The organism is Tenacibaculum sp. 190524A05c (assembly GCF_964036595.1).
Lineage (GTDB): Bacteria > Bacteroidota > Bacteroidia > Flavobacteriales > Flavobacteriaceae > Polaribacter > Polaribacter platacis.
In genome coordinates this window covers 1,818,003-1,832,664 of sequence record NZ_OZ038523.1, presented here as the reverse complement: position 1 = coordinate 1,832,664, position 14,662 = coordinate 1,818,003, and the positions used below count along the sequence as shown (strand labels likewise).

Sequence of the window (14,662 nt, the reverse complement as noted above, 5' to 3'; positions counted from 1 at the left end):
ATGAAGCAAAACTCTGGAGGTATATATGATGTTTTAAGAGGGAGTTTTCTTACAGATGAATCTGCTGCGAAAAACTGGAGAGTGATATTCTTTGTTGTGCTGTTGTTGTTGGTAATGATTTGGAGTTCGCATTCTGCAGATGAAAAAGCGGTTAAGATTGCGGACTTAAATAAAGTAAAGAGAGAGTTGCGTGCTGAGTATGTTGATACGAGTACAATTTTAATGAGAATGAAATTAGAAAGTGCAATTCGAAAGAAAGTTAAAGGGAGCGGATTGAGTCCAGCTTCTGATCCGCCTCAAAAAATTAAAGTAATAATAAAAAAATAAGGTATTGTCAACCATTAAAAAGAACATACTAAATAAACTATATGTTGTAGCGGCTTTTATGTCGCTTTTTCTGGTTGTAGTCGGGATTAAGGTTTTTGAGCTTCAATATATAAAAGGAGATAAGTATAAAAAACTAGCGGAAGAATCTACAATTAAGAATGATACCATTTTCGCAAATAAAGGAAATGTGTATGCGGCAGATGGAAATTTATTGGCAACATCGATCTCTAATTATACAATTAGAATGGATGTAATTTCTGTAGATAATAATTTGTTTGAAAAAAATATAAATGCATTAACTAAGGAGCTTTCTAAGATGTTGGGAAGAACACCGAGTTATTATGAGAAGAAATTAAGAGATGCTAAAAAGGTTAAGAATAGATATTTGCTAATTGCAAGAAATATTGGGTACAACGATTATATGAAAATGAAGAGTTTTCCAATATTTAATTTAGGTGTATATCGCGGTGGTTTTATTGCGGAGCAGAGAACAGTTAGAGAACATCCGATTGGAAAGATAGCGGAAAGAACCATTGGTTATAATGATCATAGAGGAGGAGCGGGTATTGAAGGAGCGTTTTCTGAATTCATGTTAGGTAAAAATGGTTGGAGATTAAAGCAGAAGATTGCTAAAGGACAATGGAAACCGATTAATGATGTTAATGAGCAAGAACCTGAAGACGGTAAAGATGTTATAACAACTATTGATGTAAATGTTCAGGATATTACGCATCATGCTTTGTTGAAGCAAATGGAGTATTATCAAGCAGATCATGGATGTGCTGTTGTCATGGAGACTGCAACTGGTGAGATTAAAGCAATATCAAATTTAGGAAGAACTTCTTCGGGTAAATATTATGAAAAGAGAAATTATGCAGTTTGGGAAAGTCATGAGCCTGGTTCTACATTTAAGTTAGCAAGTTTAATGGCTGGTTTAGAGGATAGGGTTATTGATACATCTACAGTTATTAATACGGAAAAAGGAAAAATATTTATCAATAATAGAAAGGTTGAAGACAGTGATAAAGATGGTTATGGTAGAATTTCTTTAGCTAGAGTTTTTGAAGTTTCATCTAATGTTGGAATTGTAAAAGCTATTCAGAAACATTATGATAATAATCCTGAAAAGTTTTTAAAACGTATGAAACAGTTTGGGTTAGATAGTCAAACTGGAGTAAATATTGTTGGTGAAGGTAAGCCTTATATTCCTTCAGTTAAGGAAGATCGCTGGAGTTCTATTAGTTTAGAATGGATGGCATGGGGATATGGAGTTTCATTAACACCGTTACAAACATTAATGTTTTATAATGCTGTAGCAAACAATGGAGAGTTGGTAAAGCCACGCTTTGTAAGAGAGCTTAAAGTTGGAGGTAAAACAGTAAAAAAGTTTGAAAAAGAGGTGTTGACTAAAAGAATCGCTTCTCAAACAACTATTGATAAGGTTGTGAAAGTAATGGAAAATACTGTTAAAAGAGGAACGGCTAAAGGAATCTATTCTCCGAATTTCTCTATGGCAGGAAAAACAGGTACAGCTAAAAAGTATATACCGAGAAGAAAGAATAAAGATGGGAAATATGAAGGAGGATATTATTCAAATCGAAAATACGTTGCTTCGTTTGCAGGTTTCTTTCCTGTGAAGAATCCTAAATATTCTTGTATTGTGGTCATTCACGAGCCTGATGTAATGAAAGGTTATTATGGTGCACAAGTGGCTGCTCCGGTATTCAAAGAAATCGCTCATAAAATATACACTTCAAAACCTTCAAGTGTTCAGATGGTTACAGATTCTGTTGTGAGTAAGACAGTAAATAAAGATTACAATAAATACTACGCGGTGTTGAGTAAGTATAAAACCATAATGCCGAAGGTTGTTGGGATGAGTGGAATGGATGCGATTTCATTATTGGAAAACATGGGGTTGAAAGTAAATTTTACAGGAATGGGGAAAGTTACGGAGCAATCTATTAAGAGAGGAGAAAAAATTAAAAAAGGATCTACTATATATTTAAAATTATCATAATTGAAGATTTTAAAAGACATATTATATAAAGTACCTGTAAACGGAGTTTTTGGAGATACGAATATCCAAGTGAATGAAATTCATTTTGATAGTAGAAAAATTTCTGAAAACGATGTTTTCATTGCGTTAAAAGGAGTTACGGTTGATGGGCATGACTTTATAGATAAAGCATTAAGCAATAATGCCGTGGCTGTTGTATGTGAAAAAGTTCCAGAAGAAAGAAAACAAGGTGTTACTTATGTTGAAGTTTCTGATTCAAGTGAGGCTTTAGCTATGATGTCATCTAATTATTATGATAATCCTTCTAAAAAGATAAAGCTTGTTGGTGTTACAGGTACCAACGGTAAAACAACAATTACAACTTTATTGTATCAGTTGTTTATGAACTTAGGGAGAAGAGTTGGGTTGCTATCCACTGTTAAAATTATGATTAATAACAGTGAGTTTAAAGCAACCCACACTACCCCTGATTCACTTACGATAAACAAGTACTTGTCTCGAATGGTTGATGAAGGTGTCGAGTATTGTTTTATGGAAGTGAGTTCTCACGGAATTCACCAAAATAGAACTTTAGGTCTTGATTTTGTAGGTGGAGTTTTTACCAATTTGTCTCATGATCATTTAGATTACCATTCAACTTTTGCGGAATATAGAGATGTTAAAAAACGATTTTTTGATCAGCTTTCTAAAGATGCTTTCGCATTAACGAATATTGATGATAAAAACGGAACTGTAATGGTTCAAAACACCAAGGCAAAAAAGCAAACGTATGCGTTAAAAACACTTGGTGATTTTAAAGCTAAGATTTTAGAAAAGAGTTTTTCTGGTTCTTTGCTAACAATTAATGGTACGGAAGTTTGGAGTAAGTTGATTGGAGATTTTAATGCGTATAACGTACTCGCTATTTATGGTGTTGCGGAGTTATTAGGAATAGAAAAGCTTGATGTATTAAGAGGTGTTAGTGGTTTAGATAGTGTAAGTGGTAGATTTCAATATGTGGTGTCACCGGAGAAAATTACGGCTATTGTTGATTACGCGCACACTCCTGATGCATTGAAAAATGTTCTTGAGACCATTAATAATATAAGAACAGGGAATGAAAATGTAATTACTGTTGTGGGTTGCGGTGGGGATCGAGATAAGACCAAGCGTCCAAAAATGGCGCATATCGCTTCTCAATTAAGTAATCAAACAATTTTTACTTCAGATAATCCAAGAACTGAAGATCCACAGGTAATTATAGATGAAATGGAAGCAGGAGTTTCTCCTGAGAATTATAAAAAAACCTTGTCAATTTTAGATAGAAAGCAAGCTATCAAAACAGCGTATAAATTGGCGGATTCAGGTGATATTATACTAATTGCTGGAAAAGGACATGAAAACTATCAAGAGGTGAATGGTGAAAGACGTCACTTCGATGATTTAGAGGAAATTAAAATGTGTTTTAACTAATAAGGAATTTAGAAGATGTTGTATTATTTATTTGAGTATTTAGAGAGTGAATTTAATTTGACTGGAGCAAGTGTGTTTCAGTTTATTACATTTCGTTCTGCGGCAGCATTTATTTTGTCATTGTTGTTGTCAACAATCTTCGGAAAACGTGTAATCAATTATCTAAGAAGGTTACAAGTTGGTGAAACTATTCGTGACCTTGGTTTAGAGGGGCAAATGCAAAAGGCTGGGACACCAACAATGGGTGGTGTTATTATAATATTGGCCACTTTAATACCGGCAATCTTATTAGCAAAACTTGAAAATATCTATGTAATTATCTTATTGATAACCACAGTATGGATGGGGTTAATTGGTTTTACTGATGATTATATTAAAGTGTTTAAAAAAGATAAAGCAGGTTTAAAAGGGATTTTTAAAGTAATTGGTCAAGTTGGTCTTGGACTTATTGTGGGAGCAATGCTTTATTTCAGTCCTTCTGTAACAATAAAAGAACAGCTGCCAGTTGATCAGCAAGTGGTGCAAGCTAATGGGAAAAGACAAGTTTTTGGGGAAGCGCATAAATCTACTAAAACAACAGTCCCTTTCTTAAAAGACAATGAATTGGATTATGCAAAAGCGCTTAGCTTTTTAGGTGATGGGTATCAAAAGTATGCTTGGTTAATTTTTATTCCAATCGTGATCTTTATTGTTACCGGTATTTCTAATGGAGCAAACTTAACTGATGGAATTGATGGTTTAGCGGCAGGTTCCTCAGCAATTATGGTTTTGGTACTTGCATTGTTCGCATGGGTTTCAGGGAATATTGTTTTTGCTAATTATTTGGATGTAATGTATATCCCAAATTCTGGTGAAATGACAGTGTTTATTCTTGCATTCGCTGGAGCGTTGATAGGGTTTCTTTGGTACAATACATATCCGGCTCAAGTTTTTATGGGAGATACAGGGAGTTTAACAATTGGTGGGATAATTGCAGTTATTGCAATTGCCACTAGAAAAGAATTATTACTTCCATTATTGGCTGGAATATTCGTAGTTGAAAATTTATCTGTGATTTTACAAGTTGGGTATTTTAAATACACTAAAAAGAAATATGGTGAAGGTAGAAGGATTTTTAAAATGGCTCCTTTACATCATCACTATCAAAAATTGAATTATCACGAAAGTAAAATAGTTACGAGATTCTGGATTGTCGGAATTTTACTAGCTGTATTTACAATAGTGACATTGAAGTTAAGATAATGGAAAAGTTAGTTGTATTAGGAGGTGGAGAGAGTGGAGTTGGAACTGCTATTCTAGGAAAAAAACAAGGTTATAAAGTATTTGTTTCAGATTTAGGTGAAATACATACAGAGTATAAAGAAGTTCTTTTACATCATAAAATAGATTTTGAAGAGAAACAGCATACAAAAGAAAAGATATTTGATGCTGATATAGTCATGAAAAGTCCAGGTATTCCTGATAAAGTAGCTCTAATTCAAGAGTTACGTTCAAAAGGAATTCCGGTAATCTCTGAAATTGAGTTTGCAGGAAGATATACGAATGCGAGAATTATTGGAATTACTGGATCCAACGGTAAAACCACAACAACTCTTTTAACGCATCATCTGCTGAAAGATGCTGGTTTAAATGTTGGAATAGCTGGTAATATCGGTGATAGTTTCGCAAAACAAGTGGCAGAGCAAAGTTTTGAAAATTATGTGCTAGAGTTGAGTAGTTTTCAATTAGACGGAGTTGAGGAGTTTAATTCTCATATCGCAATGATTACCAATATAACTCCGGATCATCTTGATAGATATGACTATGACTTTAATAATTACATCGCTTCAAAATTTAGAATCGCTAAAAATCAAACAGAGAAAGATTTTTTGATTTACGATTCAGATGATAGAGTAATCACAAGTTGGTTAGCGGAGAATCCCGTGAAATCAAAATTAGTTCCATTTTCAATTCTTAAAGAGTTGGAATATGGGGCATTTATAAGAGAGAATAATATAATAATCAGATTAAACGAAGAAGAATATATAATGAACACATCCTATTTAAAAATTAAAGGAAAACACAATACTAAAAACGCAATGGCTTCTATGCTTGCATCAAAATTATTGCAAGTAAGAAATCAATCAATAACAGAAAGTATGTCTGGTTTTGAAGGAGCAGAGCATCGTTTAGAAAAAGTATTGAAGATAGAAGGAGTGTCATATGTGAACGATAGTAAAGCAACTAATGTTAATGCTACTTTTTATGCATTGGAATGTATGGATAGACCAACGGTTTGGATTGTTGGAGGTGTAGATAAAGGTAATGATTATACAGATTTATTGCCTTTAGTGAGAGAAAAAGTAAAAGCAATAGTGTGTTTAGGTTTAGATAATCGTAAAATCATAGATACGTTTCAAAATGTTGTAGATGTTATTGTGGAAACTGCAGGAGCAGAAGAAGCTGTAAAGGTTTCGCATAAACTGGCTGAAAAGAATGATACAGTGTTGCTTTCTCCAGCCTGTGCAAGTTTTGATTTATTCGAGGATTACGAGGATAGAGGAAGAAAATTTAAGAAAGCAGTAAGAGAACTATAATAGAATTTGAAAACGCTATTTAAACATATTAAGGGAGATAGAGCTATATGGGCATTAGTTGCCATGTTAGCAATTTTGTCTTTTATGCCTGTGTATAGTGCAAGTACAAATTTGGTGTATGTTGTTGGAAATGGTTCTACAACAGGGCATTTAATCAAGCATATAGCATTATTAATTATGGGATTTGGTATTCTTTACGGAGTGCATAAAATTCCATATCGATATTTCAGTGGAGGCTCTGTGTTGATGTTGCCTATCGTAATATTATTGTTGATTGTTACCATTGCACAAGGAAATACAATTGGGGGAGCAAATGCAAGTAGGTGGATTCGTATTCCTTTTGTGGGAGTTGGTTTTCAAACATCAACTTTAGCGGGACTTGTTTTATTGGTTTATGTTGCGAGATATCTCGCTAAAAATAAAGAGAAACAAATTGTATTTCGTGAAAGCTTATTGCAGTTATGGTTGCCAGTTGGATTAATTTTAATTCTGATTCTACCTGCAAACTTTTCTACAACGGCGATCTTATTCTTTATGATTGTTCTATTGACTTTTATAGGAGGTTATCCTTTAAAGTATATAGCAAATGTCGTAGGTATTGGAATTGTTGCTTTAGGGTTGTTTATACTAGTGGCAAAAGCATTTCCAGATTTAATGCCAAACAGAATTCATACTTGGGAAAAAAGGATTTCAGGATTCTTCTCAGGGGAAAGTGCAGAGAATTACCAGGTTGAAAAAGCTAAAATAGCAATAGCTACAGGAGGAGTCACAGGGAAAGGTCCAGGTAAAAGTGTTCAAAAAAACTTTTTACCACAGTCTTCTTCTGATTTCATCTATGCAATTATTGTTGAGGAATATGGGTTGGTAGGAGCATTATTTGTGTTGTTTATTTATTTCTTGCTGTTGTTTAGAATTGTAATATCAGCCAGAAAAGCAACAACAATTTTTGCTACGTTATTATGTATTGGTGTAGGATTACCAATTGTTTTTCAAGCCATGATTAATATGGCTGTTGCGGTGAATTTATTTCCTGTAACAGGGCAAACACTGCCATTAATTAGTAGTGGAGGTACATCAATTTGGATGACGTGTTTTGCGTTAGGAATGATATTAAGTGTAAGTGCATCTAAAAACGAGACTGAAGAGTCTATTTTAGATGACAATCCATTAGATATATTACATGAAACCATATAAATAAAGAGTAATGGAAAAATCGTTAAGTATAATTATAAGTGGTGGTGGAACAGGAGGACATATCTATCCTGCGATTGCTATTGCTAATGAAGTTAAACTTCGATTTCCTGAAGCTAAAATTTTATTTGTAGGTGCTAAAGATAAAATGGAAATGGAAAAAGTCCCACAAGCCGGATATGAAATTGAAGGATTGTGGATTTCTGGTATTCAAAGGAAATTAACTTTGAAGAATCTATTATTTCCAATAAAATTAATTAGTAGTCTGTGGAAGGCTAGAAAAATTATAAGAAAGTTTAAGCCAGATGTGGTTGTGGGTACAGGCGGGTTTGCAAGTGGTCCAACTTTAATGGTTGCAAATAAACGTGGAATTCCAACAGTGGTGCAAGAGCAAAATTCTTTTCCAGGAATCACTAATAAGTTATTAAGTAAAAAGGCAAATAAAATTTGTGTTGCTTACGATAATTTGGAGCGTTTTTTTCCAAAAGATAAGATTGTAAAAACAGGAAATCCAGTTCGACAAGATTTATTATTGGTGCATTCTAAACGAGAAGAAGGGATTGAGTTTTTCGAGTTGGATAAAGAAAAGAAGACTGTTTTAGTTATTGGAGGAAGTCTAGGAGCAAGAAGAATTAATCAATTAATTGAACTTGAGTTGGAGTTCTTAAAAGGTCAAGATGTACAAATAATTTGGCAATGTGGTAAGCTGTATTATGAAGAGTATAAGGAATATAATTCAGAGTCAAATGTTCAGGTTCATCCATTTTTAAATAGAATGGATTTAGCTTACGCGGCGGCGGATTTCATTATTTCAAGATCGGGAGCTAGTTCTGTTTCGGAATTGTGTATTGTTGGAAAGCCAACCATTTTTATTCCTTCTCCAAATGTGGCTGAAGATCATCAAACAAAAAATGCAAAAGCAATTGTTGATAAACATGGAGCTTTAATGCTTAAAGAAAGTGAATTAGATACTTTTTCTGTGGTTTTTGAAACGTTACTTAAAGACGAAGGGAAACAGGAGAGTTTAAGTGAGAATATAAAAGAGTTAGCATTACCTAATGCTACAGGTCATATAGTAGACGAAATAGAAGGATTAATTAGCTGGTGGGTTTAAAAAATATACATAACGTTTATTTCATTGGAATTGGTGGAATTGGAATGAGTGCTTTGGCTCGTTATTTTTCTAGAAACAATAAAAATGTTTCTGGGTATGATAAAACACCTTCTCCAATTACGAGAGAATTAGAAGAGATTGGTATAGCAGTTCATTATGAAGATGATATATCGATGGTAGATAAAAAAGTCTTGAATGAAAAAAAGACTTTAATTGTATATACGCCTGCAATTCCTAAACATCATAGTGAGTTAAATTATTTTAGAGATAATAATTTTAACGTGTTAAAAAGAGCAGAAGTTCTGGGGAAAATTACGAAAAACACATTTTGTTTAGCGGTTGCTGGAACTCATGGTAAGACAACTACGTCTTCTATTTTAGGTCACATCATGCAGCCGTCAAATGCTACTGCGTTTTTAGGTGGGATTGCAGAAAATTATAACTCGAATTTAATATTAGGAGAAGATAAGGTTTCGGTAGTTGAAGCTGATGAATATGATCGTTCATTTCTACAACTATCACCAAATATTGCTTGTGTCACGTCAATGGATGCAGATCATTTGGATATATACGGAGAGCATGATTCATTATTGGAATCTTTTAAGGAGTTTTCTGATAAAGTAACCGATAAGTTAATTGTAGCAAAAGGATTAGATCTTGAAGGTTTAACTTATGCAATATATGAAGAAGCAGATTATACAGCTTTTAATTTAAGAGTAGGAAATGGGACATATCTTTTTGATGTTAAAACTCCTAATGATGAAATTAAAGATATCGAATTCGGATTGCCGGGTAGGCACAATATAATGAATGCTTTGGCGGCGTTGTCAATGGCAAATTTATATGGCGTTTCGTTGATTGACATCAAAAGGCAATTAAAAACTTTTAATGGAGTTCAAAGACGATTTTCCTACAAGATTAAGAATGACGATGTTGTTTTAATTGATGATTATGCACATCATCCTACAGAAATAAAAGTTGTTGAGTCTGCAGTTAGAGAAATGTATCCAAATCAAAAAGTTCTTGCTGTGTTTCAACCACATTTATTTTCAAGAACTAAAGATTTTGTCGAAGATTTTGCTCAAGAATTATCAAAGTTTGATGAGTTGATCTTATTAGATATTTACCCTGCAAGAGAATTACCGATAGAAGGAGTAACATCGGAATGGTTGTTGAGTAAAATAAATAACGGAAATAAGTGTTTGTTGTCTAAGGAAGAAATGAAAAATCATGTTGAAAAGTCAGATGCAAACATTGTTTTAATGTTAGGGGCTGGAGATATTGGCCTATTAGTGAAAGAAGTAAAAGAAATACTGTTAAATCGTTAAAAAAAAAGTATGAATAGAAAGGTAATTATTTATCCAATATTTGTTTCTTTGCTGCTTGTTTTGTCAGTATTATACGGCTTTACAAAAAAGAGAAATTTAGATAGAAAAGTACATTCTATAGAGGTTCAATTTGCGGAAGGTGAAAACTCATTTTTAACTCACGAAACGGTTAATAAATTGTTAATACAAAGTGAGGTAACAGTTAAAAACCAACCAAAAAGAATCATAGATTTACATCATCTAGAGGAAAAGGTGTTAGATAATCCTTATGTGGATAAAGCTAAGGTATTTGTAACACCAGGGGGATTAATAAAAACTCACATTTCACAGAAAGAGCCTATCGCCAGAATTATTTCTGAAGATGAGGTGTATTATATTGATGATAAAGGACTTGTTATTCCATTGTCAAAGAATTTCTCTGCCCGTGTTCCATTGGTAAAGGGAAAAAATATATCCTCTAAAATTGAAGAAATAACTGAGTTGATCTTGTTTATTTCTGAAGATGATTTTCTGAAAAAGGAAATTATAGGAATAGAAAGATTGAACTCAAACGAATATGTGTTAACTGTTCGTAGCGGTAATTATAAAATTCACTTTGGTGAATATGAGAATGTGAATTTAAAGTTTAAGAAGTTAAAAGCTTTTTACAATAAATCATTAAAAGATAAGTCGATAGAGAATTATAAAGTAATAAACATTAAATACCACAACCAAGTGGTGTGCACAAAACGAAATCAAGATGGAAAACAATAAAATTGCAGTTGGTTTAGATATTGGTACTACCAAGATTGTTGCCATGATTGGTCGCAAGAATGAGTATGGTAAAATTGAAGTACTTGGTATTGGGAAAGCAAAAAGCTTGGGTGTAAAACGTGGTGTTGTTAATAATATTACTCAAACAATTCAATCGATTCAGCAAGCTGTTGATGAAGCAGAAAGTGTTTCTGGACAAAAAATTAGTGAAGTTGTTGTAGGTATTGCTGGTCAACACATCAGAAGTTTACATCACAGTGATTACATTACTCGAGCAAATGCAGATGAAGTTATTGAAGAGACGGATATCGAGAATTTAGTAAATCAAGTACATAAGCTGGTAATGTTACCTGGAGAAGAAATTATCCATGTATTGCCACAAGAGTTTAAAGTAGATAGTCAACCTGATATTAAAGAGCCAATCGGAATGTATGGAGGAAGACTTGAAGCTAATTTTCATGTTGTTGTAGGACAAGTTTCGTCTATTCGAAATATTGGTCGATGTGTGAAAAGTGCTGGTTTAAACTTAGCAGATATTACATTAGAGCCTTTAGCATCTTCTTCAGCAGTTTTAAGTCAAGAAGAAAAGGAAGCAGGAGTTGCTTTAATTGATATAGGTGGTGGAACAACTGATTTAGCGATTTTCAAAGATGGAATAATTAGACATACAGCTGTTATTCCTTTTGGAGGAAACGTAATTACAGAAGATATTAAAGAAGGTTGTTCAATTATTGAAAAGCAAGCTGAACTTTTAAAAATAAAGTTCGGATCTGCTTGGCCAGGAGAGAATAAAGAAACTGAAATTGTTTCTATTCCAGGTTTAAGAGGAAGAGAGCCGAAAGAAATTACGTTAAAAAACCTTTCTAAAATAATTCATGCTCGAGTACAAGAAATAATAGAGCATGTGTATTTAGAAATCAAAAATTACGGACACGAAACACAAAAAGGAAAGCTAATTGCTGGAATTGTTTTAACAGGAGGGGGATCTCAGTTGAAACATTTACGTCAGTTAGTAGAATATATTACAGGAATGGATACTCGTATAGGATATCCAAACGAACACCTTGCTGGTGATAGTGAAGATGTATTGTCTAGTCCATCTTATGCTACTGCTGTAGGACTTCTTATGGAAGGTTTAGAAAAAGAATCTGTCATTGAAGAAGTTGAACCAGTAGTTGTACAAGAACAAGAAGTAGTTGTTGATCAAGAAAACGTTGAAGAATCTGCTGAACAAATTCAAGATCAACAAAAACAACAAACAATTAAGAGAGGGAAGTCGTTCTTAGAAAAATTTACAGAACGATTTAAGGAATTCCTAGATAACGCAGAGTAAAAAATAAATAAGAGATAAAGAATTTAAACAAAAAGAAGAGTTATTATGAGCGCAGAATTTGATAACATTTCATTTGACATGCCAAAAACGCAATCAAACACAATTAAAGTGATTGGTGTTGGAGGTGGTGGTAGTAATGCAGTAAACTACATGTATAACAAACAAATTCACGGAGTTGATTTTGTTATATGTAATACAGACGCACAAGCTTTAGAAAACAGCCCAATTCCTAATAAAATTCAATTAGGAGCACATCTAACTTCAGGTTTAGGTGCAGGTGCAAATCCTGAAGTGGGAGCGCAAGCAGCTGCGGAAAGTATTCAGGAAATTCAGCAAATGTTAAATACACAAACAAAAATGGTATTTATCACCGCTGGAATGGGAGGTGGTACAGGAACAGGTGCTGCTCCAATTATTGCTAAGATTGCGAAAGATATGGACATTCTAACAGTAGGAATTGTTACGATGCCATTTCAATTCGAAGGAAGAATGCGTTCAAAACAAGCACAAAAAGGAATAGATGAACTGCGCAAAAATGTCGATTCCTTAATTGTTATCAATAATAATAAACTGCGTGAAGTTTATGGGAATCTTGGTTTTAAATCTGGATTTTCAAAAGCGGATGAAGTTTTAGCAACTGCGGCTAAAGGTATTGCAGAAGTAATTACGCATCACTACAAGCAAAATATCGATTTACATGATGCGAAAACGGTATTAGCAAACAGTGGAACAGCAATTATGGGTTCTGCTAGAGAATCTGGTGATAACCGTGCTAAAAATGCAATTATTAAGGCGTTAGACTCTCCTTTATTAAATGATAATAAAATTACAGGAGCTAAGAATGTATTATTGTTAATTGTTTCTGGTTCTAATGAAGTTACATTAGACGAGATTGGAGATATTAATGACTATATCCAAACTGAGGCTGGTTACGATGCAAATATCATCATGGGTATTGGTGAAGATGAAGCTTTAGAAGAAGGTATTTCTGTTACTGTTGTAGCAACTGGTTTTGCTCAAGATCAGCAGCAAACTATTAATAATGTTGAAACAAAAAAGATTGTTCATACATTAGAAGATGAACAGAAAGCAACGTACGAGTTTGATAAGAAAACAGTGGTGAAATCTCCAACGTTAGATGAGCCAATTTCTATAAACAAACCAGAGGAAAAAGTAGTACATGTTTTAGATCTAGAAGAGGAGAAAGAAGTTGTGTTGCCAAAAAATGAGTTAATCAAAACTACAGAGGCAATTAAAAATATTGAAGTTGAATTCGAAGAGGTTAAGTTTGAAAACTATAATGCTATACCAGCAACTGAGTTTGTTATTACTAACGTAACAAAAAGGAAAGTTGTTCAGGAAGAAGTTGAAGAAACTCCTGTTATTCAGCAGAATTTATTGTTTGATTTACCTTTAAATTCATATGAGGAAATTAAGCCAGAACAAACAATAAAAAATGATGAGTTGATTGAAACTACAGAAGCTATTAAGAATATTAATGTTGTAGCGGAAGAAGTGAAACCAGTTTATGAGAAGAGATATGTATTAGATGATTTTGATATTCAACCTACAATTGGAAAAAGTTCAGTGCCAGCTGTAGAAACTAAAGAGGAGGAGGAAGCATTACAATTTGAGGTGAGAACAAAATCTACAGTTGATGCTAACGAGGATAATCAATCATCTGATGAAGCGTCTCCTTTAAGCCTTACAATTACTGAATTACAGAAAAGAGCTAAAGAGAGAAGAGAAAAAATGAAAGGATTTAATTATAAATTCTCGGATCAAGTAAATAAGAATATTGATGATATTGAACGTCAACCAGCTTATAAACGTTTAGGTGTTGATTTAGATACAAATACGAAACTTAGTGAGACAAAAACTCCTTTAGATACAAGTTCAGATGAGTTTCCACTGCGTTCTAACAATTCTTTTTTACATGATAATGTAGATTAGATAATAGCAAAACGAAAAAATATAAATCCTGAGAAATCAGGATTTTTTTATATGTATATTTGAAACACAAAGAATTAAGAAATGAGTGTACAAAAAGAAGTTACAGAGAAAATGAAAGAAGCTATGAAAGCTAAAGATACAGTTGCTTTAACTGCATTAAGAGCTTTGAAATCTGCTTTTTTACTAGCTAAAACAGAGGCTGGAGCAGGAGAATTAACAGCTGATCAGGAATTAAAAATAATTCAGAAACAAGTAAAGCAAAGAAAAGATAGTGCTCAAGTATACATTGAGCAAAACAGGCAAGACTTGGCAGATCCTGAGCTAGCAGAGGCAAAAGTATTAGAACAATTTTTACCGGAGGCTTTAAGTGAAGATGAAATCGCGAAAGTAGTTATTGAAGTAATTGCTCAAGTAAATGCTGAAGGAATGAAAGATATGGGTAAGGTAATGGGTATTGTATCAAAGAAACTAGCTGGACAGGCTGATGGGAAAACAATATCATCAATAGTAAAGCAAAAACTAGCTTAATACTTTAACTATAGGCCAAGTAGTTCAACTGGATAGAATATCAGATTTCGGCTCTGAGGGTTGGGGGTTCGAATCCTCTCTTGGTCA

12 protein-coding genes and 1 tRNA gene are annotated in these 14,662 nt (G+C 33.4%); all 13 read left to right on the top strand.

Features of this window, described 5'->3' with window-relative positions; genetic code table 11:
• Positions 1 to 327 (top strand): FtsL-like putative cell division protein, encoded by a 327-nt coding sequence (locus ABNT61_RS07920; RefSeq protein ID WP_348742492.1) that lies wholly within the window; start codon positions 1 to 3, stop codon positions 325 to 327.
• Between the two features lie 58 nt (positions 328 to 385).
• Positions 386 to 2,347, top strand: coding sequence for a penicillin-binding protein (locus ABNT61_RS07915; protein ID WP_348745676.1), 1,962 nt, complete (start codon positions 386 to 388; stop codon positions 2,345 to 2,347).
• Complete coding sequence (locus ABNT61_RS07910) at positions 2,348 to 3,799, top strand: UDP-N-acetylmuramoyl-L-alanyl-D-glutamate--2,6-diaminopimelate ligase (protein WP_348745503.1); 1,452 nt, start codon at positions 2,348 to 2,350, stop codon at positions 3,797 to 3,799.
• Between the two features lie 15 nt (positions 3,800 to 3,814).
• Entirely contained in the window at positions 3,815 to 5,041 is a 1,227-nt protein-coding gene (gene mraY / locus ABNT61_RS07905) for a phospho-N-acetylmuramoyl-pentapeptide-transferase (RefSeq protein WP_348742494.1), read from the top strand.
• Positions 5,041 to 6,375 (top strand): UDP-N-acetylmuramoyl-L-alanine--D-glutamate ligase, encoded by a 1,335-nt coding sequence (gene murD, locus ABNT61_RS07900; RefSeq protein WP_348745502.1) that lies wholly within the window; start codon positions 5,041 to 5,043, stop codon positions 6,373 to 6,375. Before mraY ends, murD begins: the two co-directional genes overlap by 1 nt.
• A gap of 6 nt (positions 6,376 to 6,381) precedes the next feature.
• A complete protein-coding gene (locus tag ABNT61_RS07895; protein WP_348712467.1) occupies positions 6,382 to 7,569 on the top strand; it encodes an FtsW/RodA/SpoVE family cell cycle protein in 1,188 nt (395 codons plus the stop codon).
• 10 nt (positions 7,570 to 7,579) lie between these two features.
• Positions 7,580 to 8,680 carry an undecaprenyldiphospho-muramoylpentapeptide beta-N-acetylglucosaminyltransferase gene (murG, locus tag ABNT61_RS07890; RefSeq protein ID WP_348745501.1) on the top strand — a complete coding sequence of 367 codons (1,101 nt, stop codon included), beginning with the start codon at positions 7,580 to 7,582 and terminating at the stop codon, positions 8,678 to 8,680.
• Complete coding sequence (gene murC, locus ABNT61_RS07885; protein WP_348745500.1) at positions 8,671 to 10,008, top strand: UDP-N-acetylmuramate--L-alanine ligase; 1,338 nt, start codon at positions 8,671 to 8,673, stop codon at positions 10,006 to 10,008. Before murG ends, murC begins: the two co-directional genes overlap by 10 nt.
• A 9-nt stretch (positions 10,009 to 10,017) precedes the next feature.
• Positions 10,018 to 10,761 carry a cell division protein FtsQ gene (locus tag ABNT61_RS07880; protein ID WP_348745499.1) on the top strand — a complete coding sequence of 248 codons (744 nt, stop codon included), beginning with the start codon at positions 10,018 to 10,020 and terminating at the stop codon, positions 10,759 to 10,761.
• Positions 10,748 to 12,094, top strand: coding sequence for a cell division protein FtsA (ftsA, locus tag ABNT61_RS07875; protein WP_348712464.1), 1,347 nt, complete (start codon positions 10,748 to 10,750; stop codon positions 12,092 to 12,094). Before ABNT61_RS07880 ends, ftsA begins: the two co-directional genes overlap by 14 nt.
• A 45-nt stretch (positions 12,095 to 12,139) precedes the next feature.
• The gene (ftsZ, locus tag ABNT61_RS07870) at positions 12,140 to 14,047 is read left to right on the top strand and encodes a cell division protein FtsZ (RefSeq protein ID WP_348745498.1); all 1,908 of its coding nucleotides are present in this window, start codon (positions 12,140 to 12,142) and stop codon (positions 14,045 to 14,047) included.
• A gap of 81 nt (positions 14,048 to 14,128) precedes the next feature.
• Entirely contained in the window at positions 14,129 to 14,575 is a 447-nt protein-coding gene (locus ABNT61_RS07865; RefSeq protein WP_348745497.1) for a GatB/YqeY domain-containing protein, read from the top strand.
• A gap of 13 nt (positions 14,576 to 14,588) precedes the next feature.
• Positions 14,589 to 14,662, top strand: a tRNA-Arg gene (locus tag ABNT61_RS07860).

Excerpts from the sequence above, each read along its gene's own strand:
- ABNT61_RS07920 (WP_348742492.1), top strand. The coding sequence starts at position 1 with ATGAAGCAAAACTCTGGAGGTATATATGATGTTTTAAGAGGGAGTTTT.
- ABNT61_RS07915 (WP_348745676.1), top strand. The coding sequence starts at position 386 with ATGTCGCTTTTTCTGGTTGTAGTCGGGATTAAGGTTTTTGAGCTTCAA.
- mraY (WP_348742494.1), top strand. The coding sequence starts at position 3,815 with ATGTTGTATTATTTATTTGAGTATTTAGAGAGTGAATTTAATTTGACT.
- murD (WP_348745502.1), top strand. The coding sequence starts at position 5,041 with ATGGAAAAGTTAGTTGTATTAGGAGGTGGAGAGAGTGGAGTTGGAACT.
- murG (WP_348745501.1), top strand. The coding sequence starts at position 7,580 with ATGGAAAAATCGTTAAGTATAATTATAAGTGGTGGTGGAACAGGAGGA.
- ABNT61_RS07880 (WP_348745499.1), top strand. The coding sequence starts at position 10,018 with ATGAATAGAAAGGTAATTATTTATCCAATATTTGTTTCTTTGCTGCTT.
- ftsA (WP_348712464.1), top strand. The coding sequence starts at position 10,748 with ATGGAAAACAATAAAATTGCAGTTGGTTTAGATATTGGTACTACCAAG.
- ftsZ (WP_348745498.1), top strand. The coding sequence starts at position 12,140 with ATGAGCGCAGAATTTGATAACATTTCATTTGACATGCCAAAAACGCAA.
- ABNT61_RS07865 (WP_348745497.1), top strand. The coding sequence starts at position 14,129 with ATGAGTGTACAAAAAGAAGTTACAGAGAAAATGAAAGAAGCTATGAAA.